The following is a 20,968-nucleotide window of genomic DNA, read 5'->3' as shown; positions in this document are numbered from 1 at the left end:
ACCCAACCCTCCCCCGCTCTCGCAGGGGAGGGCTCTCCTCCTCCCCCTGCGCAGCGGGGGGAGGTCGGGAGGGGGGCCACTGCAACCACTTCCCTCCTCCAAAGAGACCGCGCCCATGACCGCAGCCACCGCCATCACCGCCCCCGGCCTTGCCGGACCCGCGACCGCCGCACGGCCCCGCATCGGGCGGGAATGGACGCTGGCGCTGCCGCTGGCCGCCTTCTTCGCGGTGTTCTTCGTGACGCCGCTGCTCCTGCTGGTCGCCGTCAGCCTCTACGCCGACGCGGAGATGACGCGGTTCGGGCTGGACCAGTACATCCGCTTCTTCGGCGACACCTTCAATCTGGCCGTGCTCGGCAGCACGCTGCTGCTCGGGGTGAAGGTCACGGCGCTGACACTGTTGTTCGGCTACCCGCTGGCCTGGCTCTACACCCGCAGCGGGCCGCGGATGCAGTCGGCGCTGATCCTCGTCATCATCCTGCCGCTGCTGACCTCGGTCGTGGTGCGTACCTTCGCCTGGATCGTCATCCTGGGGCGGGACGGAATCGTCAACAACCTGCTGCTGTCGCTGGGTCTGGCGGAGACGCCGCTGCGCCTGCTCTACACCGAGGGCGGTCTGGTCGCCGCGCTGGTGCAGGTGCAGATGCCGCTGATGGTGCTGCCGCTCATCACCACCCTGTCGCGGCTGGACCCCAACCTGCTCGACGCCTCGGCGGCGCTGGGCGCCGGGCCTTGGCGGGGCTTCCTCAAGGTGACGCTGCCGCTGAGCCTGCCGGGGATCGTCGCCGGCTGCCTGCTGACCTACGCCGCCGCCGTCACCGCCTTCATCACCCAGTCGCTGGTCGGCGGCGGGCAGATGCTGTTCATGCCGCAATACATCTATCAACAGACCATCACGCTCCACAATTGGCCCTTCGCCGCCGCCATCTCCATCGTCTTCATGGTGTCGGTGCTCGGCGTGGTGATGCTGTTCAACCTGCTGGGCCGCGCCAGCAAGGGGTACGTCCATGCCTGACATGCAGCGCCCGACCCTGGGAAGCGCCTCCTTCGGCCTCGTCATGGGCACGCTCGCCGGTGCGGCATTGCTGCTGCTGGCGGCGCCGACGCTGGTGGTGCTCGTCACCTCCTTCACCGACGGCTATTCGCTGAAGTTCCCGCCACCGTCCTACAGCCTGCGCTGGTACGCCTCGCTGATCGACGCGTGGCAGCTCCAGGACGCCGCGCTGGTCAGCCTGAAGCTGGGCGCCGTGGTCACCGCCGTGTCGGTGGTGCTGGGCACCGCCGCGGCGCTCGCCATCGGGCGCAGCCGCCGCGCCTGGGCGCGCGGGCTGGACGCCCTGTTCATGTCGCCGCTGGTCCTGCCGGCTTTGGCCTTCGGCCTCGCCTCGCTGGTGTTCTTCAGCACGGCGGGGGTGGAGCTGTCCTTCCTGACGCTGGCCATCGGCCACATCGTGGTCAGCGTTCCCTACGTCCTGCGCACCACGCTGGCGAGCCTCGCCCAGCTCGACCCGGCGCTCCTGGAAAGCTCGGAGAGCCTGGGGGCCGGGCGCCTCTACACCTTCCGCCGGGTGACGCTGCCGACCATCCGCAACGGCATCGGCGCCGGGGCCTTCATCGCCTTCATGTCCAGTTTCGACAACATCCCGGTGTCGCTGTTCATGGCCGACGCCCGCAACGAGGTGCTGCCGATCCGCATGTGGCAGATCCTGGAGAACAGCCTGGACGTCCGCGCCGCGGCGGTGTCCGGCGTGCTGATCGCCGTCACCGTCCTGGCGATGGTGGTGATGGAGCGGGTCGCCGGCCTGTCGCGCCAGCTCCGTTAACTCATGCTCCCCGGAACAGGGAATAGCCCCAGGGGGTGAACTTCAGCGGCAGATGGTAGTGCTGGTCCACGTCGGTGACGGTGAAGCGGAACGGCACCTCCTCCAGGAAGGCCGGTTCCGCCGCTCCCACGCCTTGCGCGCGCAGCCAGGGGCCGATGTGGAACACCGCCTCGTAGACGCCCGCCGTCACGCCCGCGCCGCCGACCACCGGATGGTCAAGCGCGCCATTGGCACACAAACGGCTTTCCGCTAGCCTGTCCCTCTGTCCGTTCCGCAAAGCATAGAGTTCCACCCGCATTCCCCCGGCGGGCACCCCGCGCGCCACATCCACCGCATGCAACGAAATCCCGCCGGCCATCGGCCCGTCCCTTTCCTTTTGGAGTCCCCATGAACGTCTGGTTGCTGCCTCTGATCGCCATGGCGGCGGTTCAGGCGTTCGTCGGGCTGTGTCTCTTCGCCATCCCGGTGATCGCGCCGCAGGCGGCGCCCGACCTGGGGGTCGATCCGGGGCTTCTCGGCCTTTATACCGCGGTCGTCTTCACAGCCGCCATCCCCGCGTCGCTGGGGGCGGGCGGGCTGATCGCGCGCTGGGGGGCGATCCGCACCTGCCAGGCCTGCCTGCTCGCCGCCGCCGGGGCCGCTCTGCTGTCGGCCAGCGCCCTTCCCATAGCCTTCCTGCTGGGGGCGCTGGCGCTGGGCTTCGCCTTCGGGCCGGAAACGCCGGCCAGCACGCAGCTGCTGTCCCGGCTGACCCCGCCGGAGAAGCGGCCGCTGGTCTTCTCGCTGCGCCAGACCGGCAACCAGTTCGGCGGCATGGCCGCCGGATTCGCCGTGCCGCTGCTGGTCCTGTCCGTCGGCTGGCAGGCGAGCCTGATGGTCGTGGCGGGCGCCACCGCCGTGCTGGCGCTCGCCCTGGAGCCGCTGGCCCGCCGCCACGACGGCGACGACCGCGCCGCCCCCCGCCCCGCCGGCCGCGGCACGCTGAAGCGCGCGCTCGATCTGGTCGCCGGGGAACCGGCGCTGCGCCGGCTGGCCATGGCGGTCTGCGCCTTCTCGGCCATGCAGCTCTGCCTGAACGGCTTCCTGGTCAGCTTCGCGGTGACCGGCCTGGGCTGGAGCCTGCCACTGGCCGGGACGGCGCTGGCGGTGGCGCAGGGCGCCGGGCTGATCGGGCGCGTCGGCTGGGGCCTCGTGGCGACGCGCTGGGCGCCGCCCCGCGTCATTCTCGCCGGACTGGGCGTCGCCATGAGCGTGGCCGCCGCCCTGGTTGCCATCGCCTCCCCCGGCTGGCCGGTGCCCGCCTTCCTGGCCGTCTGCGCCGCCTTCGGCCTGTCGGCGAGCGGCTGGAACGGCCTCTTCGTCTCCGAGGTCGCCCGCCTCGCTCCGCCGGGCCGGGCGGGCGAAGCGACGGGCGGCATGCTCGCCATCGCCTACGCCGGGCTGGTCATCGGGCCGGCGCTGTTCAGCCTGCTGGTCGCCGGGGGCTTCGGCTACTCCGCCGGCTATCTGGCGGCCGCCGCCGTCGCGCTGGCCGGCGCCGCGGCGCTGGTCGTCCCCCTGCCGCCGGCCTCCACCCCGGATCTTTCCACCGCCGCCAAGGACACCCCATGCGCCTGATGAGCGCCCGCCGGATCGCCGAACAGGTCGCCGCCCGCGAGGTCAGCGCCGTCGCCCTCTACGATGAGACGCTGGAGCGGATCGCGGCCGAGAATCCACGGCTGAACGCCATCGTCCATCTCGACCCGGAGGCCGGGCGGGCGGAGGCGCGGGCCGCCGATGAACGCGCCGCGCGGGGCGAGGCGCTGCCCCTGCTCGGCGTGCCCTTCACGGTGAAGGACAACATCTGGGTGCGCGGCCAGCCGGTCCGCCAGGGATCGCGGCTGTTCCAGGATTTCGTGGCGCCCGAGGACGCGGTGGCGGTGGCCCGGCTGCGCGCCGCGGGCGCCGTCTTCGCGGGGATCACCAACTGCTCGGAATTCGCATGCAAGGGGGTGACCACCAACCTCCTGCACGGCCCGACCCGGAATCCCTGGGACCTCTCGCTGACGCCCGGCGGTTCCTCCGGCGGGGCGGCCAGCGCGGTGGCGGCGGGCCTGGCGCCGTTGGCGCTGTGCACCGACGGCGGCGGCTCCACCCGCCGGCCGGCGGCCCATGTCGGGGTGGTCGGCATGAAGCCCTCGGCCGGAATCGTCCCCCACCCCATCGGCTTCGCCGAGCCGGTGTTCGGCAACTCGGTGATCGGCCAGATGGCCCGCTCGGTCGCCGACGTGGCGCTGATGCTCGACGCGCTGGCCGGGCCGGACCCGCGCGACCCGCAGTCGGTGGCGCTGCCCGGCTCCTTCGTCCATGCCGCCGCCAACCCCGACCCGGCGGGCCTGCGCATCGCCTACAGCCGGCGGCTGGGGCTTGACGCCCCGGTCGATCCGGAGGTCGCGGCCTGCGTGGAGCGCGCCGTCCAGCGCCTCGCCGACGCCGGGGCCATCGTCGAGGAGGCCGCCCCGGTCTGGCCCGCCAGGGCCGGGGAAAGCGGCCTGATGCCCCTCCAGTTCGCCGGCCTCGCCGCGCTGTATGGCGAGCGCTACCGCGCGGCGCCGGATCTGTTCGATCCGGACATCGGTCAGCAGATCGACGCCGGGCTGCGCGCCAGCGGTGCGGAGGTCGCCCGCGCCCTGCATCTGCGGGAGGAGGCGTACCGCGCGCTGGCCGCCCTCTTCGCGCGCTACGACCTGCTGGTCTGCCCGACGACTCCGGTCACCGCCTGGCCGTTCAACCGGCTCGGCCCCGCCACCATCGACGGGCGTCCGGTGACGCCGCGCGGCCACGCCGTCTTCACGCCGCTGTTCAATCACTGCTACGCCCCGGCCTGCTCGGTCCCCTGCGGGCTGACGGAGAGCGGCCGGCTTCCCGTGGGGCTCCAGATCGCCGGTCCGCGGCTGTCCGACGCGGCGGTGCTGCGGCTGGCCGCCGCGGTGGAGGCCACCTGCGGTTACACGCCGCCCTCGCCGTAACAGCTTTTCCAAGAAATGGAGAGCCGGCAATCGGGATAGAACGGACAGCCTGTTTTAATTACCATCGTATTCTGGCAATCTTTGCCCGCGGAAGGGTGGAGTAAGGAGATACGGGTGAAGACCAGCGAGCCGGACCAGCGGCCTGGATGGTCGGCGCGTCGGTTGTCGATTCTTTTCCTTGTGGTTGCATTACCGCTGATCGCCTTCGAAGTGCACAGCATCCTGGAATTGCGCAAGTCCCGGGAAGCGGAAATCCGTGTGGATTCGATGCAGCTTCTCGATCAGGTCGAATCCGAACAGCAGCGCATCGCCGACGACATTGAACACGTTTTGGTTGCTTTTACCGAAATGGGGATTGGACGGCTGTCGCCAACGGTCTGCCAGGACACACTTCTCCGGATCAAAGCCAAATACCCCCCCTATCTGGCCGTGAGCATCAGCAACCGGTCCGGGGTCATCTGGTGCTCCACCGAACCGCAGGCGCGCGGCCTGTCGGTCGCCGACCGCAGCTATTGGCAGGAGGCGCTGACCACCGGAGAGCAGACCAACGGGGCCACCCTGACCTCCCGCACCACGGGCCGCCCCTCCATTCCCTTCGCCCTGGCCTACAAGGACGGGAACGGCGCTCCGGCGGGGGTGGTCACGGTGCTGCTCGACACCACCTGGCTGAACCTGTTCCTTCGCGAGAAGACCCTGCCGGCCGCGGCGGAGGTGGTGATCGCCGACCGCTCCGGCATCGTCCTGGCGCACCAGCCCGAAACGCCGGACACCGTCGGCCAGCCGTTGACCATGCCCTATCAGGCCATGCTGGACCGGGGCGAGCGGCGTGTGGTCGAGGCGCCGGGGCCCGACGGCCGGATGCGGGTCACCGCGGTGTCGCCGCTGGCCGCCGGCGTTCCCAACCTCTACATCCATGTCAGCCTCGACAAGAACCGTTCGATGCAGCCGGTCAACGAGGCGGCACGACGCACCCTTCTGATCTTCGCCGGGCTGTTCCTGTTCGCCGGGGTGACCGCGGGCTGGAGCCTGTGGCGTTTCCTGCGCGCCCACGAGCTGGCGCGCAGCAACGCGCTGCGCATGGCGGCGGTGCTCGGCAGCACGGTGGACGGCGTGATCGAACTGGATCGCGACTGGCGCTTCACCTCCCTGAACGACAAGGCGATCTCCCTGATCGCCCAGGGCCGCGACCTGCGCGGGCGATCGCTGTGGGAAGCCTTTCCGGAACTTGTGGACACGCCGCTGTGGCAGAAGGCGCATCAGGCGATGGCCGATCACATGCCCACGGACGCCGAGTTCCAGGGTGCCCGTACCGGGCGCTGGTTCTGGATGCGGGCCTTTCCCAACGCGGAGGGCATGTCGATCTATCTTCTCGACATCACGCGGCGGCGCCAGGCCGAGGACGATCTGCGCAAGAGCAAGGACCGGCTGAGCCTCGCCCTGGAATCGGCCATGGCGGGTTCCTTCGACTGGGATCTGGTGACCGGCCAGGGCCACTGGTCGGACGAAACCTTCCGCATCTTCGGCCTGGACCCGGCGGTGCACGAGGCGACAAGCGCCGTCTGGCGGTCCGTGGTCCATCCCGACGATTTCGACATCGCCACGCTGAAGGCCCAGACGGAGATGCTCGCCGAGCGGCGCGCCTACATCCGCCTGGAATACCGCATCGTCCAGCCCAGTGGTGACGTCCGCTGGGTCTCGTCGATCGGGCGCGTCAGCTATGGCCTGGACGGCACGCCGCTCCAATTCAGCGGCCTGAACCTCGACATCACCGAGCGCAAGGCGCTGGAGGAGGCGCTGCGCCGCAGCGAGGAGCGGCTGACCATCGCGCTGGCCGCGTCGGAAGCCGGCATCTGGGATTTCGACCTGCGCGACCGGACGCTGGCCTGGTCGGACGGCATGTACCGGCTGTACGGCGTCACCCCGGACAGTTTCGCGCCCGGCGAGGACAGCTTCTTCGAACTGGTCCACCCGGCCGACCGCGATACGGTGCGCCGGTTCACGAAGGATGTGCTGGAGGCCCGGCGCTCCGATTACCGGGGGGAGTTCCGCATCCTCCATCCGCGCGAGGGGGTGCGCTGGATCATGGCGATCGGGCGCCCCGTTTATGACAGCGGGCGTCTGGTCCGGCTCAGCGGATTGAATCTCGACATCACCGGGCGCAAGGCGATGGAGGAGGCGCTGCGGGACGCCAAGGCCAAGGCCGACGAAGCCAACGTCTCGAAGTCGAAGTTCCTCGCGGCGGCCAGCCACGACCTGCGCCAGCCGCTGCAATCCGCCCTGCTGTTCGCCGGCGTCCTGCAACGCCACGTCGATCCCGACAAGGGCCGCGGTCCGCTGGCCTCGCTGGAACGCGCGCTGGAGACGCTGAAGAACCTGCTGGACAGCCTGCTGGACGTGTCGCGCCTGGACGCCGGTGTCATCACCCCGCAGATCGGGACGCTGCCCCTGCGGCCGCTGCTGGAGGAGATCGAGGCGGCCTACGCCCCCATCGCCGCCAGCAAGGGACTGGAATTCGGCGTCGCCCAGCCCGCTCCGGATCTGGCGGTGCGCAGCGACCGGCTGCTGCTCGGCCGGATGCTCCGCAATCTGGTGGAGAACGCCATCCGCTACACCGAGGCGGGCTATGTCCGCGTGTCCTGCCAGGCGACGAACGGAACCGTCCGCATCACCGTGCAGGACAGCGGCATCGGCATCTCCGCGGAGCAACAGACCAAGGTGTTCGAGGAGTTCCATCAGGTCGGCAACCCGGAACGCGACCGCAGCCAGGGACTCGGGCTCGGGCTGGCCATCGTGCAGCGGCTGTCGCGGCTGCTGAACCATCCGGTGACGGTCCGCTCCGAACCGGCCCATGGCTCGGTCTTCGCCATCGAGGCGCCGCGCGCCGCCGCCCCGGCCGTCGCCCTTCCCGTCCCCGAAGCCGAGACCGCCCCGTCCGGCGACGGGCGGCTGGCCGTCCTGGTCGAGGACGATGTGATCGTCCTGATGGGCCTGCGGACCATCTTCCAGGAATGGGGATACGAGGTGGTGGTGGCTGGCTCCGCGGAGCAGGCGCTGGACCGGCTGCGCGGACTGACCCGTCGCCCGGACCTGATCATTGCCGATTATCGGTTGCGCAATGGGCGGATCGGCACCGAAGCGATCGTGCAGATCCGTTCCCTGGCTGGAACACCGGTTCCGGCCATCATCCTGACCGGGGAAATCGGCACCGACTGCGACCGCGACGCGGCGACGCTCGGGCTCGCCGTGGTGCGCAAGCCGATCACGCCGCGGCAGCTGCAAAGCGCCATACAGGACCTTCTGAACCACAATTCATTGAGCCAGACCGGGGACTGACCGCCCACCGGGACCGGCGAACGGCGGACAAAAAGCGGAGCAGCCTTGACGGGGCAGTGGCGCTGCCCTATATTGTGCACTGCAACATAACGATAAGCCCTTTCTCCTGGGAGAGACGCCTTCTCAATCCTTTGAGGAGGTCCCTCATGAACACGCCTTCGCCTTTCGCTTCCGCCCTTCCCTCCGAACGCGATCTGCGGCTCATCCGCCGCAAGGCCGCACAGTTGCGCGCCGAGCATCTCCGGTCCCTGCTGGGCCGGCTGGCCGCGTTCCTGAAAGGACGGACGGCGGACCTCGATCCCCACCGCCTGGGAGGCGGCCGGGCGGCCGGTTGACGACGGACGGCCCGGATTTTTTCCTGACACAGCGGCGGTGACGCCCCGGCCGCAGGTCCACGGTTCTGTCCGCGGGCTTGCCGCTGAGAGGCCGGCCCGGCGGCGGTCCGCGACAGCGGCGCCGTGCGGGCCGGTTGTTCTTCGGTTGGAGTTCTACACATGCAGAAACGAGCGGTCGCCCTGGGCGGCTTCGGTGGGTTCAACCTGCACGGCGCGGGCGTGCTGACGGCGCTCGACCGCCTGGAGCGGATGCCCGACCTGTTCACGGTCACCTCCGGGCAGATCGTCGTGCTGGCCGCCTGGCTGCGCGGCGAGGACGTGCGCCGCCTGCTTCTCGAGCACACGGGAACGTCCGGCGGGCTGATCCAGGCCTGGCAGACTGCCCTGTTCGGGCACAAGGGCGTGTTCCGCCCGGTGCTGGGTGAGACCGCGCGGCGCTGGCTGGACGTCCCGCTGTCGCCCTCGGCGGTGCTGGAGCGGCTGATGCCGGCCCGCCAGTACGCCCCGGTGCGCGACCGCGACACCGTGGTGGAGATCGCCCGCACCCTGAACGAGGCCGAGGTCGGCGTCGTCTTCAACACCTACGACTTCCGCTCCGGCAACGGGCTGCTGCACGGCAACGCCGCCGCCCGGCGCCTGATGGCTGGCGAGGTCGGGCTGGAGGACATCACCGCCGACGCGGTGGAAAGCGCCCTCTGGCTCTATCTCTACGGGTTCGAGGAGGCCCCCGGCGGGCTGATCGACGGCGCCTATCACCGCAGCGTCATCCTGTCGGAACTGCACGGTTTCGACGAGGTGACGGTGGCGGCCCCCTTCCCGGTCTCCTGGATCGGGCCGGTGCCGCGCAACCAGCTTGAGGTGGAGAACTGGAAGATCCGCCAGTGGTTCGCCAACTCCTACAAGGCGGAGGTGGCGCGGCTGCGCCGGGTGATCGAACTGATGGAGCGCGGCACGCTGAACGACCCGGCCTACCGCATCCGCTCGCTGACCGAGCTGCCGCTGCGCCGCCATTACGGCTACTTCGACTATTTCACCGAGAAGCCGGAGGTGTTCGACGACGCGCTGGCCCAGGCGCTCGACCATTTCGGTGACGGCCCGGCGCACGAGCAGCGGCGCGCCGGCTGACCGGTCAGGCGATGGCCCGGCGGCTCAGGCCGCTCGGGCCTCCACCAGCTTCACGCAGTCGCCCATCACGAAGCGGCTGTCCAGCGCCGCCATGCCGGCCTGCGGCAGATGGGCCTCGTAGCCGGCGGTGTAGCGGGCGCCGAAGGCGAAGCTCAGCCAGGGCGACACCACGCGCATCCACAGCCGGGCCGCCGAGCGCTCCGACCGGGTGTAGTCGAGGATGCGCAGCGTCCCCTCCGGCTTCAGGATGCGCCGCATCTCGCGCAACACCGGCACCTGAAGCTCCTCCGGCAGGACGCAGAAGACGAAGGTCGCCACCACATGGTCGAAATGGCCGTCGGGAAAGCCGGTGGCGGTCAGATCCAGCACCTGGAACTCCACCGCCCGCCCCAGCCGCTCCGCCCGTCGGGCGGCGCGGGTCAGCATGGCCGGGCTGGCGTCCACCGCGGTCACGCGGGCGCCGGCGGGGTAGAAGGGGATGTTGCAGCCGGTTCCCGCCCCGGCGTCGAGAATGCGCCCGGATAGACCGCGGAACGTGCCCCGGCGCAGGCGGCGCTTCCACATCACCTCATAGCCGAGGTCCAGCGCGTCGTAGAGCGGGGCGATGCGTTCGTAGGTGCGCACGTAACCGGTTTGCATGATTGGGCCGGTCTGCATGGTTCGAGACTCCCCGAAGCGGCCCGTGCGCGCCGTGAGGGCGGGGGGGGGCCGGAAGCGCGTTTCGCCTGTTCTTCCTTTCATAGCAGGCGAATGTGACGGATCATCGCGCCTGGGATGCGAAGCCCGAAAACGGAATGGAGGTGGCATGGATGCGTTGAACCCGGCGGCGGAGGCCCGCCGTCAGGCCGGACTGGAAATCCAGGCGCTGGCCGAGGATTTCGAACAGAGCGACGAGGCCGCCTTCCTGCGGATGCGCATCATCGGCGGCGTCGTGGCCGGGGTGGTGACCCTGGTCCTGCTGGTTCTGCTGACCGCCGGGGCGGACTGGCGCTATCTGTTCGGCTTCTGGGTGGTGATCGTCGGCTTCATCGGGATCGGTTACGCCGTGTCCGTCTACCGTCAGCGGCAGCAGACCGCGCGGCTGCGCGCCCTGGCGACCCGCTGGCTGAACGGCGGAACGACCCCGCCGGTCTGAGAACGAAGCCGGTCAGGAGGCGCGCGAGCCGCGGCGCTTGCGGCGGCGCTGGAAACGCTGGATGCGTTCGATCACCTCGCCCATGTCCGCCGCCTCCTCCACCTCGCCGAGATGCAGGAGGACGCGGATGTAGGTGTCGATCAGGCCGAGGACGGCCTCCTCGTCGGTCACGCCGTAGGCCGCCTGGCCCAGGGCATCGACGATCAGGGTCCCGCTGTCGGCCAGCGCCTCGGCCACCTCGTTGATGGCACGGTCGAGGGCGGTGTCGTCCCCGTCCGGCGCTTCCAGCACCGGGTCGAGGATGTCGGGAAAGGAAAGCCGGTCGGCGGGATAGCCAGCCATGGGCAACTCTCCAAGAAAAAAACAGGGCCGAGAGCCGGCCCCTGGTGCGCGCGAACGGAGGGCGGGTGTCCCCCTTCTGATGATTCGTGGCCCTATGGAACGTGACGGTGAAGAGGTATGGCCGCCTCAGGCGGCCATCGTCTCCAGGGCATCGGCCAACGCGTCCGCATCCTCCGCGACGGGCAGCCCCGTCCAGGGGATCAACTCGCGCCCGGTGTTGGCGAGGCGCTTGGCCTCCATATGGCCGATCACCGCGGTGCCCTCCCGGGCGATCCGCAGGATGTCGCCGTCCTCCGGAACCAGCGCCCGCTCCACGCCGCAGGCGCGGGCGAGACGGGCGTGGGCTTCCAGATGCTCGATCGTGCCGTGCACCGGCACGGAGAAGCGCGGGCGGATCAGGTCGTACATGCGGATCAGGTCGTCCCGCTTCGGGTGGCCCGACACATGGACCGGCGCGTCGGCGGGGGTCACCACCGTCACGCCCTTGGCCTTCAGATGGTCCTGCACGTCGGCCAGCACCACCTCGTTGCCGGGGATGGCGCGGGCGGAGAAGATCACCGTGTCGCCGCTCTCCAGCCACAGGTCGCGATGGCCGTCGCGGGCGAGCCGGCTGAGCGCCGCCCGCTCCTCGCCCTGGCTGCCGGTGCACAGGAACACGAGGTTCCGGCGCGGCGTCCAGGAGGCCTCCATGATGGAGATGAACTCCGGCGCCGTCTCCAGATAGCCGCTGGAACGGGCGGCCTTCTCCATGCGCAGCATCGACCGGCCGACCAGAACCACCTTGCGGTCGTGGGCCGCCGCGGCCTCCGCCACCGCCTGCATGCGGGCGACGTTGGACGCGAAGCCGGTCACCGCGATGGCGCCCTTGCGCCCGGCGAAAGCCTCCATCAGGCCGGCGCGGGCGTCGGCCTCCGACCCCGTGGTGCCGTCGACGTTGGCGTTGGTGCTGTCGCACATCATCGCCAGCACGCCGCGGTCGCCCAGACGCTTCAGCGCGTCCAGGTCCATGGTCGGGCCGACCAGCGGGTGCGGGTCGAACTTCCAGTCGCCGGTGTGCAGGACCGTGCCGGCCTTGGTGTGGATCGCCACCGACACCGGCTCGGGGATCGAGTGGGTGACGGTGATGGTCTCGATGCCGAAGGGGCCGATCTCGAAGGAGGCGCCCGGCTCGAACACCCGGATGCGGGCGTGGCGCAGGCCGCCGGACTCCTTCAGCCGGTCACGGATGACGTGGGCGGCGAAGGGGGTCGCGTAGATCGGGCATTCCAGCCCCGGCCACAGATGGTGGATGGCGCCGATGTGGTCTTCGTGGGCGTGGGTGACAACCAGCCCGACCACCTCGTCCATCCGCTCCTCGATGAAGGAAGGGTCGGCCATCAGGCTGTCGATGCCCGGCGCCTCGTCGCCCATGAAGGCAACGCCGGCGTCCACGATCAGCCACTTCCCGGCATGGCCGTAGAGGGCCATGTTCATGCCGATGCGCGAGCAGCCGCCGAGCGGGATGAACAGGATCTCGTCATGGCCCGGCACCGGGCCGGGCACCGGCGCGCCCGGCGGACGGGTCGCCTTGGGGCGCTCGTAGGGCTTGGGGTTCTGGTTCTTCTGGAAACGCGGGCCGCCGGACTTGCCGCTGCGCACATCGCCAACAATCGTGTTCGGGCGGTTGCCGCCAAAATTCGAGTTCGGGCGGTTGCCGCCCTTGGGCGCCGCGCGGCGGCGCTTGTTATCAAACGTCATACGTCCTTCTTGCTTCACAACATATCAGCCGGCATTCAACGCTGCCGGACGGGCGTGCATCGCGTGTCGATGCGGATCTCGGGGTCTCCCCGGCCATCGGCGGCGCCAGGACCATGGGGATGGGTCGAGGCAGCCGGCCGCACCGGCCAGGGAGAGCGGTGTTCGAGCCAGTAATCCAGATGACGACGCCGGTCAACCGCTGAATCACGACCCGGAAGGGGGTTCGCCGGTCGGTCACCCGAAGGTTACGGCCATCCGCCGGCGGTGTTGCACATATGTTTCCTTCGCCGCGGCGTTCAAGGGGGCGCCCGATGACGCCCCGGTTGGCTGGCCTGTGCGGGGCGCATGGCAAAAGGCATCGCCAAAGACATGGCAAAGCCACCGCCGGCCCGCGATCCTTCGCCGCCTTCCCTGTTGTTTGCGGACGCCCGGCGAACGGGCACTGTCCAAATGGGGAGTATCCCATGTCCGACTATGAATCCAGGTGGAGGAACGACCAGGGCGCCCGCCGGGACGACGACCGGTGGGAGCGCGACCGCCAACGTGGCGAAAGCCGCGAATGGAGCGCCGGTTCGTATCAGAACCGTAGCCAGAACCGTGACCGTGACGAGTTCGGTCAATCGAATTGGGGCCAGTCCGGATCAGGCCAATTCGGATCCAGTCAGGCCGGCCGGTCCGGCATGATGGGCGGCGGTGGCCGCCAGCCGGGCTACGGCTATGAGGGCCAGGGTCGCGAAGGCTACGACTATGGCCGCGACTATTGGCGCCAGCAGGAAGGCCGGGGTGATTACGGCCAGGGGTCCTATGGCCAGGGCTCCTACGGCCAAGGCTCCGGCAACCGCGACTACGGTCGCTCCGACTACGGCCGCTCCGACTACGGCCGCGACTACGGGTCCCGCGGCTCCTTCGGCCAGGGCCAGCGCGACTGGCGCTCCCGCGATGATCGCCAGAATTATGAAGACCGTGGCGACTACGGCCAGGACTTCGGCTACCGCGGCGGCTTCGGGCGTTCCGATTACGGCAGCGGAGCTTACGGCGGCCGGGACTATGGCAGCCGCGACTACGGCGGCATGGAGTACGGGGCCGGCTCCCGCGGCTATGGAAACCGGGACTACAGCAGCCGCGACTATGGCAACCGCGATTACGGCAACCGCGACTACGGCCGGATGGGCTATGGCGGCGGCAGCGGCTCCGGCCGCAACGAGGAGCGCGGATTCTTCGAACGGGCGGGCGACGAGATGGCCTCCTGGTTCGGCGACGAGGACGCCGAGCGCCGCCGCCGCATGGACGCCCGCAACGACGATCCCGGCGCCCAGCACCATCGGGGCCGCGGGCCGCGGGGTTACACCCGCTCCGACGACCGCATCCGCGAGGATGTGAACGACCGCCTGACCGACGATCCCTACATCGACGCGTCGGAGATCGACGTGACCGTCAGCAATTCCGAGGTCACGCTGAGCGGCACGGTGGGCGACCGCCGGACCAAGCGCCGCGCCGAGGACATGGCCGAGACCATCTCCGGCGTCCGCCACGTGCAGAACAACCTGCGCGTCCGTGAGCAGACCTTCGGCGGCACCGGCACCACCGCCGGGGCGTCGGCGATGGCCGGGCTCCGCGGGACCGGGTCTTCCGGAACCGGCATGAGCGGTTCGGGGATGGGCAGCACCGGCATGAGCGGGTCCACCACAGGCACGTCCGGAACCTCCAGCGCCTCCGGAACCGGCATGGGCGGAACCGGCATGAGCGGGACCTCCGGAACCACGGACAGCACCAACCGCACCAGCACCTCCGGCAGCACCACGGGCAGCACCACCCGCTGACCGTGACCAACGCGCCCCTCCCGCCCTCACCGGCGGGAGGGGTTTTCCTTTGTTCCGTCAGTCACCATCCTGCCGCTGCTCCGCCGGCTTCTCCGCACGGGTCAGGTTGAACGCGGTGTTGATCAGCGCGATGTGCGAGAAGGCCTGCGGGAAGTTGCCGACCAGCCGCTTCGCCGTCGTATCGTACTCCTCCGACAGCAGGCCCAGATCGTTGCGCAGGGCGAGCAGCCTGTTGAACAGCGCCTCGGCCTCGGCCTGACGCCCCTGGAGCACATAGACGTCGGCCAGCCAGAAGGAGCAGGCGAGGAACACGCCCTCCCCGTCGGGAAGCCCGTCGTCGGTCCTCTCGGTCCGGTAGCGCATGACGAGCCCATCCTGAAGCAGCTCCCGCTCGATGGCGGCGACCGTGCCCTGGATGCGGGGATCGTCCACCGGCAGGAAACCGAGCATCGGGAGCATCAGCAGTGCCGCGTCGACGTGGCTGGCGCCGTAATGCTGGACGAAGCTGTTCCGCTCCTTCGAATAGCCCTTGGCGCAGACATCGTCGAAAATGGCCTGACGCAACGCTTTCCAGCGGCCCAGAGGCGCGTCCAGGCCGAACTTCTCCGCGCTCTTCACCATGCGGTCCACGGCGACCCAGGCCATCACCTTGGAATGGGTGAAGTGCTTTGCGCCGCCGCGCACCTCCCAGATGCCTTCGTCGGGCTGGTCCCACACCGATTCCATGTGATCGAGCAAGGCGCACTGGACCTGCCAGCCTTCCGGCCTGATTTCGATGCCGCGCATCCGCGCCTGATGCGCCGCGTCCATCATCTCGCCATAGACGTCGAGCTGGAGCTGGGGGGCCGCGGCGTTGCCGACCCGGACCGGGCTCGCCCCCTCGTAGCCCGGCAGCCAGGGCACCTCCCATTCCAGCATACGGCGCTCCCCGGCGATGCCGTACATGATCTGGATCTGTTGGGGGCTGCCGGCGATGGCACGCAGGCCCCAGTTGCCCCAGTCCCGCGCCTCCTGCAGATAGCCGGCGTTCATCAGCGCCAGCAGGGTCAAGGTGGCGTCGCGCAGCCAGCAGTAGCGGTAGTCCCAGTTCCGCACCCCGCCGAGCTGTTCGGGAAGCGAGGTCGTCGGCGCCGCGACGATGCCGCCGGTCGGGCGGTAGGTCAGCGCCTTCAGCGTGACCAGCGAGCGCACCACCGCATCCCGCCAGAGGCCGCTGTAGGTGCAGCGCCCGCTCCACTCCGCCCAGAAGCGCTCGGTCTCGGCCAGCGCCTGCTCGGCGTCGACCGGCTCCGGCAGCGGCAGGTGGGAGGGGGAATAGATCATCACGAAGCTGATGCTCTCACCCTCCGCCACGGTGAAGTCGGCGACGGTGCTCATGTCCTCGCCGTGGATCGGGGCGCTGGTGTGCAGGACGATCATGTCCGGCCCGGCGATGGCGCGCAGCGTGTTCGGGCCGATCCGCGTCACCCATGGCACGACGTGCCCGTAACCGAAGCGCAGCGTCAGGTCCATCCGCATGGCGACGCGCCCGCGCCGCCCGCGCAGGATGCGCACGACGTCCGACGCCTCGCCACGCGGGGGCATGAAGTCGATCATGGTGACCGCGCCCTCCGCCGTCTCGAACTCCGTCTCCAGGATCAGGCTGTCGCCGCGGTAGCGCCGGGTCGTGCGGGCGTCGGGATCGCTGGGGCGCAGCAGCCAGCGCCCGTTCTCCGGCGTGCCCAGGAGCGCCGCGAAGCAGGCGTCGGAATCGAAGCGCGGCCAACACAGCCAGTCGATGGAACCTTCGATGGACAACAGGGCTGCGGTCTCGCAGTCTCCCAGAAGGGCGTAATCCTCGATGCGGGAGGCCATGGCACGCTCTCGAACGATTGGGGGGTGCCCTTTGGCAACGGCCTGCGCCCGCTCCGGTTCCCTTCGTCCGCGTCGCCGGACCGACGAAGGTCGATCGTCCGGTTTGACGATTCTGGCCGCTGGACCAGCGTGGTAGCGTTTCCGTCCGCCGCCGCAGGACGACGCATCGAGGCCATCATGGACACAGGACGCGCCACGCCCCGGCGGCATGCCCCCCGCCCTGCCCGCCTCGCGGCGGCGATCCTCCTGACCGGCCTTCCGATGACGGCAATGGGAGCAGAGCCTCCCACCGTCTCCCTGCGGCCCGGCGCCGACATCCAGGCGGCGGTGGAGCGCCATCCCCCCGGCACGCGCTTCCGACTGGAGGCCGGCATCCATCGTTTGCAGTCCATCGTTCCGAAGAACGACAACCGGTTTGAGGGCGCCCCCGGCGCGGTGCTGAGCGGAGCGCGGCGGCTCACCGCCTTCGTCCGACGCGGCCCCGTGTGGATAGCCCGCGGGCAGACCCAGAAGGGCCATGTCAACGCGGCGGAGTTCTGCCGCCCCGGCTTTCCCCGTTGCGCCCATCCGGAGGATCTGTTCATCGACGACGCGCCGATGCTGCATGTGGGCAGCCGGTCCGCCGTCGGGCCGGGGCGCTGGTTCTTCGACTACGACGCCGACGAGATCGTGATCGGCGACGATCCCACCGGACGCGTCGTCGAGACCAGCGTCACCCCCCGCGCCTTCGGCGGCACGGCGGCGGGCGTCGTCATCCAGGCGTTGACCATCGAGAAATACGCCGCCCCCATCCAGGCCGCCGCCGTGGACGCGGAGTTCGGCCACGGCTGGACCGTCCGCAACAGCGTCGTGCGCCGGAACCACGGCGTCGGCGTCAACGCCGGCAACGGCAGCCGCATCCTCGACAACCGCATCCTCGACAACGGCCACGCCGGATTCTCCGGGTCCGGGACGGACTTCCTGATCGCCGGCAACGAGGTCGCCCGCAACGGCTATGCCGGCGTCGATTTTTACTGGGAGGGCGGCGGCGGCAAGATCACCGAATCCGGCGGCGGCGGACTGATCCGCGGCAATTGCGTCCACGACAATGTGGGCGCCGGGATCTGGGCCGACATCGACGTGCACCGGCTGGTGATCGAGGACAATCTGGTCTTCGGCAACGCCGACAACGGCATCACCTACGAGATCAGCTACGACGGGGTGATCCGCAACAACCGGGTCGCCGACAACGGGCAGCGCGGCCAGGGCTGGTTCTGGGGCGCCCAGATCCTGATCTCCAGCGCGCGGGGCGTGAAGGTCTATGGCAACGACATCGACGTGCCGGGCGGCTACGGCAACGCGGTGACGGTGGTGTCCCAGGACCGCGCGCCTTACACCCCCGCCGTCGGCAACGAGATCTTCGACAACCGCATCATCATCCGCAACGCCAACGCGCGCATCGGCGCCGTCACCGACGTGAACGCCGACAACGCCGTGGTCGCCGCCGGCAACCGGCTCTACGGCAACCGCTATCATCTGGCGGAATTGGGGGAGCGCGTCTGGTTCTGGAACGACGCGGAGGCCGATTGGGACGCCATCCGCGCCCAAGGCCAGGAAGTGGGCGGTGTCGTCAACGCCGGCATTCCACAGAAGACGCCGCTGAGCTGCCCTTCCGAACGATCCACCGAGGCAAATCGATGATCGCAGCCGTCGATTTTTCTTCCCCAGAGGGAATACCTCGGCAACCAAAGCAAGTAAAGGTTCCAGCTCCACTGTTACAGCTTTGAAAAACTTACTAATTTGGTGGTATTTTGCGGATATCCGCGCACAGTATTATGATCTTGTTTGCGATTGACGGTCAAAACCGGCTGCGATGTTATAGGATCGAAGCGGTCGCGCAGACCTCTTGCAGCATCGTCCTCCCGCCGGATCCGGTTCACTTGATCGAATAAGGCCAAAGTCTTCGCTCCGGCGAGGTCGGCGGCGGCCTTTGCAACGATCCTGGGCGGTTCCACGGGCCTGGGCGGTTCCGTAGGGCGGCGTGTCCATGGCGTATGGCCGAGGGAGATTTTGTATGTTGCCGTGCAAAGACGGAACGCGCCTGCCCAACGCCTTCCGCCGCGCTCCATCGGTCACATCCTACACCTCCCATCACCTTCTGGCCGCCAATCCCGTGACCGCGGCTCCCATGAACGATCCCGGCTCCTTCGGGTCCTATTACCGGATGTCTGGAGGCGCACGCCCCTTGGGAGAGGACCAGATCGTCACCGCCATCCTGCACGACGAAACGCCGCTGACGCGGGAAAGCCTGTCCACCAGCCTGAACCTGTGCGGACGGGGGGTGCGGGTGCTGACGGCGGCATCCGTCGCCGATCTGGAAAGCGTGGTGCAACGGGACGGTGCGCCGGACGTGGCGCTGGCCAATTTCAGCGGGCGGCTCGCCTCCGATCCGGAGTTCCGGCCGCGGCTGGCCGAACTTCTGGATGTGCTGGACGGCATCCCGCTCATCATGCTGTCGGATTCCGACGAAACGGTGACCGCGCTGGAAGCCATCCGCCAGGGCGCCCAAGGCTACATCTCCACCACCGTCGGTCTGACCATGGCGCTGGAAGCGATCCGTCTGGTCGCGGCGGGCGGCATCTTCGTTCCGGCACCCATCCTGCACCGGATGATCATCGAGCCGACCGGGGCGCCGGACCCGGCGCTCCACGCCGCCTTTTCCGTTCCGGCGCCGGAGGTCAACGGAAAGCCTCATCTGACCCAATTGACCCCGCGCCAGCTCACCGTTCTGGAATGCCTCCAGGAGGGCAAGCCGAACAAGGTTATCGCCCACGAGTTGGGAATGCGGGAAAGCACCGTCAAAGTGCATGTCCGGAACATCCTGCGGCGGCTCGGCGCCACCAACCGGACGGAAGCGGTGTGCCGCGTCATGCGCGAGGAGAACTGAGCCCAACGCTAAAGAACGGCGCGCGAAAGAACGGCGCGGCCGGTTCCCGCACCGTTCGATCACGGAATCGACAGGTCAGGGCTGGTTCGATTCCAGGACCTCGCCACGGGACAGATGGGCGTGCGCCATGAAGGCGGCCTCCGTCCGGTTGGTGGCGCCCAGCTTCTTCAGCACGTTGCGCACATGGGCCTTGGCGGTGTTCTCGCACATGCCCAGCATGTAGGCGATGAGCTTGTTCGACTTGCCCTCGCGCATGCAGGTCAGCACGGCCATTTCCCGCGGCGTCAGCCCGCCGATCCGGTCGGTCGCCGGCATGGAAGCGCCCGGCGGCGTCTGCGGAACGGCGATGCCGCCCGGGACCGGCGCGATCAGCGATTGCAGGGAGGTGGCGGGCACGAAGGTCCCCCCGGCGGCGACCAGCCGGATCGCCTCCAGCATGACCCCCAGCCCGAGGCTGGGCACGATGTAGCCGCGCACCCCGAGGCGCAGGCTTTCCAGGATCATCCCACCGTCGTCGCGGTCCGAGATGATCACCAGCGGCACCGGCAGACAGGCCGAAACGGCGTCGCGGATGGACGCGCACATCACGTCGTTCAAACCCGCCTGTGCACCGATGTTGCACAACACGACCTCGGTCCGCCCGTCCCGCGCCAGCACGCCGGCGGCGTCCCTCAGCGAAGCCACCGACCGCACGGTCATATCCTGGCACAGCGTGCCGAGGCCAAGCGAGAAACAGTCCCGCGTCAGGCTGTTCGGGTCCGCCAGGACCACGGCGATGCCTGTGGCAATCCCTGAAGCAACGCCCTGTGCAGCAACCTCAGATTGCTGTTTGATGTCCGTTGTCATCCGCTTCCCCCTTTCGGTCAAACGTCCATTCTTCTCATCTCTTCAAACCGGGACTGCGGATCGCAATCCGCCATCACCGATGAGAGGAAGTTCAATTTTCGGGTGAGCGCGTCCGCTCGCGGATACTCGGAAAGATTTCATTTTTTTCATTTTCAGCGCCTTTCCCTGCCGACCACATGGATTGTTTCTGTTGGAAGATCATCAGGAATGCTTGCGCGGTTTGCATTTGATGTTTTCAACGTTACCAGAACAGCCGGTCCGGTAAATACGCACTTCGATGCAAGGTTGCGGCGGGTCGCCGTTTTATTCCGTACCCATTCCGGTGCCCGCAACGCCCTGCTTCGCAGGTTTCGTACGCCTTTGTGAGGATGGGGGCGGAGTAGAACGCGTGTTTCACCTCGTCCCGCCGTCACGCCGGGTATGATCGCCAGCGCCCCGCCCTCTCCTTGGCACCGAAAGAACAGGTCCGAATGGTGAAAGTCGGAACGCGGCACGCTCTGACCAATGGGAAGTCCATCGAAGCAAGACAGTGCGCTTCCGGATGTCCGCCGCCGTCTCCTCTCCCGAATACACGGAAACCGAAGGAAAACATGTCAAATAGGAGGTAAAAGGGCAGGCCGACGTGGTTACTTGAGCACGGGATTGACGTTGACGCCATCAAGGGTGCAGTGCAGCATCAGACTT

The 20,968-nt window shown here is 68.8% G+C and carries 18 protein-coding genes; 11 read left to right on the top strand and 7 right to left on the bottom strand.

From position 1 onward, the window contains the following. Nucleotides 1–115 precede the first annotated feature (115 nt). Nucleotides 116–1,015: an ABC transporter permease gene (locus DXK32_RS25545; RefSeq protein ID WP_114861069.1), complete on the top strand. Its 900-nt coding sequence runs from the start codon at nucleotides 116–118 to the stop codon at nucleotides 1,013–1,015. Next, a complete protein-coding gene (locus DXK32_RS25540; protein ID WP_040136197.1) occupies nucleotides 1,008–1,823 on the top strand; it encodes an ABC transporter permease in 816 nt (271 codons plus the stop codon). The genes DXK32_RS25545 and DXK32_RS25540 overlap by 8 nt, the downstream gene beginning before the upstream one ends. A gap of 1 nt (nucleotide 1,824) precedes the next feature. Here DXK32_RS25540 and DXK32_RS25535 read toward each other — a convergent pair whose 3' ends face one another. After that, nucleotides 1,825–2,181, bottom strand: coding sequence for a hydroxyisourate hydrolase (locus DXK32_RS25535; RefSeq protein WP_114861068.1), 357 nt, complete (start codon nucleotides 2,179–2,181; stop codon nucleotides 1,825–1,827). Nucleotides 2,182–2,210: 29 nt separating this feature from the next. Here DXK32_RS25535 and DXK32_RS25530 point away from each other — a divergent pair, with 29 nt between their 5' ends. Together DXK32_RS25530 and DXK32_RS25525 are read left to right on the top strand one after the other, a co-directional pair. Further along, the gene (locus DXK32_RS25530; protein WP_114861067.1) at nucleotides 2,211–3,440 is read left to right on the top strand and encodes an MFS transporter; all 1,230 of its coding nucleotides are present in this window, start codon (nucleotides 2,211–2,213) and stop codon (nucleotides 3,438–3,440) included. Further along, complete coding sequence (locus DXK32_RS25525; RefSeq protein ID WP_114861066.1) at nucleotides 3,431–4,831, top strand: amidase; 1,401 nt, start codon at nucleotides 3,431–3,433, stop codon at nucleotides 4,829–4,831. Before DXK32_RS25530 ends, DXK32_RS25525 begins: the two co-directional genes overlap by 10 nt. Before the next feature lie 189 nt (nucleotides 4,832–5,020). Here the strand turns inward: DXK32_RS25525 and DXK32_RS32365 are convergent, their stop codons facing one another. After that, nucleotides 5,021–5,158, bottom strand: a complete 138-nt coding sequence (locus tag DXK32_RS32365) for a hypothetical protein (RefSeq protein ID WP_162801344.1) — start codon at nucleotides 5,156–5,158, stop codon at nucleotides 5,021–5,023. Here DXK32_RS32365 and DXK32_RS25520 point away from each other — a divergent pair. The 3 genes from DXK32_RS25520 to DXK32_RS25510 all read left to right on the top strand — a co-directional run bounded on the left by DXK32_RS25520 (nucleotide 5,099) and on the right by DXK32_RS25510 (nucleotide 9,624). After that, on the top strand, nucleotides 5,099–8,164 hold the full coding sequence (locus DXK32_RS25520) for a PAS domain-containing protein (RefSeq protein WP_432612364.1): 3,066 nt from the start codon (nucleotides 5,099–5,101) through the stop codon (nucleotides 8,162–8,164). The two genes, DXK32_RS32365 and DXK32_RS25520, sit on opposite strands and share 60 nt — an antisense overlap. A gap of 146 nt (nucleotides 8,165–8,310) precedes the next feature. After that, nucleotides 8,311–8,499, top strand: coding sequence for a hypothetical protein (locus DXK32_RS25515; protein WP_114861064.1), 189 nt, complete (start codon nucleotides 8,311–8,313; stop codon nucleotides 8,497–8,499). 159 nt (nucleotides 8,500–8,658) lie between these two features. Further along, a complete protein-coding gene (locus DXK32_RS25510; protein ID WP_114861063.1) occupies nucleotides 8,659–9,624 on the top strand; it encodes a hypothetical protein in 966 nt (321 codons plus the stop codon). Between the two features lie 24 nt (nucleotides 9,625–9,648). Here DXK32_RS25510 and DXK32_RS25505 read toward each other — a convergent pair whose 3' ends face one another. Then, complete coding sequence (locus tag DXK32_RS25505) at nucleotides 9,649–10,281, bottom strand: class I SAM-dependent methyltransferase (RefSeq protein ID WP_114861062.1); 633 nt, start codon at nucleotides 10,279–10,281, stop codon at nucleotides 9,649–9,651. 148 nt (nucleotides 10,282–10,429) lie between these two features. Between DXK32_RS25505 and DXK32_RS25500 the strand changes: the two genes are divergently transcribed. Then, nucleotides 10,430–10,759, top strand: a complete 330-nt coding sequence (locus tag DXK32_RS25500) for a hypothetical protein (protein WP_114861061.1) — start codon at nucleotides 10,430–10,432, stop codon at nucleotides 10,757–10,759. 12 nt (nucleotides 10,760–10,771) lie between these two features. Here DXK32_RS25500 and DXK32_RS25495 read toward each other — a convergent pair whose 3' ends face one another. Then, entirely contained in the window at nucleotides 10,772–11,101 is a 330-nt protein-coding gene (locus DXK32_RS25495) for a hypothetical protein (RefSeq protein WP_109071295.1), read from the bottom strand. A gap of 126 nt (nucleotides 11,102–11,227) precedes the next feature. Beyond that, nucleotides 11,228–12,838, bottom strand: a complete 1,611-nt coding sequence (locus DXK32_RS25490) for a ribonuclease J (RefSeq protein WP_247877341.1) — start codon at nucleotides 12,836–12,838, stop codon at nucleotides 11,228–11,230. A gap of 680 nt (nucleotides 12,839–13,518) precedes the next feature. Between DXK32_RS25490 and DXK32_RS25485 the strand changes: the two genes are divergently transcribed. Beyond that, on the top strand, nucleotides 13,519–14,658 hold the full coding sequence (locus DXK32_RS25485; protein ID WP_247877340.1) for a BON domain-containing protein: 1,140 nt from the start codon (nucleotides 13,519–13,521) through the stop codon (nucleotides 14,656–14,658). Nucleotides 14,659–14,715: 57 nt separating this feature from the next. Here DXK32_RS25485 and DXK32_RS25480 read toward each other — a convergent pair whose 3' ends face one another. Continuing rightward, the gene (locus DXK32_RS25480; protein WP_114861059.1) at nucleotides 14,716–16,512 is read right to left on the bottom strand and encodes a glycoside hydrolase family 15 protein; all 1,797 of its coding nucleotides are present in this window, start codon (nucleotides 16,510–16,512) and stop codon (nucleotides 14,716–14,718) included. Nucleotides 16,513–16,782: 270 nt separating this feature from the next. Between DXK32_RS25480 and DXK32_RS25475 the strand changes: the two genes are divergently transcribed. Further along, entirely contained in the window at nucleotides 16,783–18,192 is a 1,410-nt protein-coding gene (locus DXK32_RS25475; protein WP_247877339.1) for a right-handed parallel beta-helix repeat-containing protein, read from the top strand. 373 nt (nucleotides 18,193–18,565) lie between these two features. Then, nucleotides 18,566–19,438 (top strand): response regulator transcription factor, encoded by an 873-nt coding sequence (locus DXK32_RS25470; RefSeq protein WP_114861058.1) that lies wholly within the window; start codon nucleotides 18,566–18,568, stop codon nucleotides 19,436–19,438. 75 nt (nucleotides 19,439–19,513) lie between these two features. Here DXK32_RS25470 and DXK32_RS25465 read toward each other — a convergent pair whose 3' ends face one another. After that, nucleotides 19,514–20,137, bottom strand: a complete 624-nt coding sequence (locus DXK32_RS25465; RefSeq protein WP_247877342.1) for a response regulator transcription factor — start codon at nucleotides 20,135–20,137, stop codon at nucleotides 19,514–19,516. Nucleotides 20,138–20,968: the final 831 nt, after the last annotated feature.

Origin of the sequence: Azospirillum brasilense (assembly GCF_003349955.1) — a bacterium.
Lineage (GTDB): Bacteria > Pseudomonadota > Alphaproteobacteria > Azospirillales > Azospirillaceae > Azospirillum > Azospirillum brasilense_B.
The sequence above is the reverse complement of the archived record's forward strand: the minus strand, read 5'-3'. Positions and strand labels throughout refer to the sequence as shown.